The 575-nt window shown below is 64.2% G+C and carries 1 protein-coding gene; it reads left to right on the top strand.

The annotated features are described in order from the left end of the window. A partial coding sequence (locus PYV55_RS16010) for a GTP-binding protein (RefSeq protein WP_275853225.1) occupies nucleotides 1-575 on the top strand: 575 nt, incomplete at both ends.

Here is a 575-nt window from a genome sequence, read left to right as displayed (position 1 = left end):
GCGATCCTGGTGTGCTCGGCCGCAGACGGCCCCATGCCCCAGACCCGTGAGCACATCCTGCTGGCCCGCCAGGTTGGCGTGCCCTACATCATCGTCTTCCTCAACAAGTGCGACATGGTCGACGACGAAGAACTGCTCGAACTCGTCGAAATGGAAGTGCGCGAACTGCTCGACAAATACGACTTCCCCGGCGACGACACCCCCATCATCCGCGGCTCGGCCAAACTCGCCCTCGAAGGCGACAAAGGCCCGCTCGGTGAGCAAGCCATCATGAAGCTCGCCGAAGCCCTGGACAGCTACATCCCCACGCCCGAGCGCGCCATCGACCAGCCCTTCCTCATGCCCGTCGAAGACGTGTTCTCCATCTCCGGTCGCGGCACCGTGGTCACGGGGCGGGTCGAGCGCGGCGTCATCAAAGTCGGCGAAGAAATCGAAATCGTCGGCATCCGCGACACCCAGAAAACCACCTGCACCGGCGTGGAAATGTTCCGCAAGCTGCTCGACCAGGGCCAGGCCGGCGACAACGTCGGTATCCTGCTGCGCGGCACCAAGCGCGAAGACGTCGAACGCGGCCA

This window comes from Extensimonas soli, from assembly GCF_029211265.1.
Classification (GTDB): domain Bacteria; phylum Pseudomonadota; class Gammaproteobacteria; order Burkholderiales; family Burkholderiaceae_C; genus Extensimonas; species Extensimonas soli.
The sequence above is the reverse complement of the archived record's forward strand: the minus strand, read 5'-3'. Positions and strand labels throughout refer to the sequence as shown.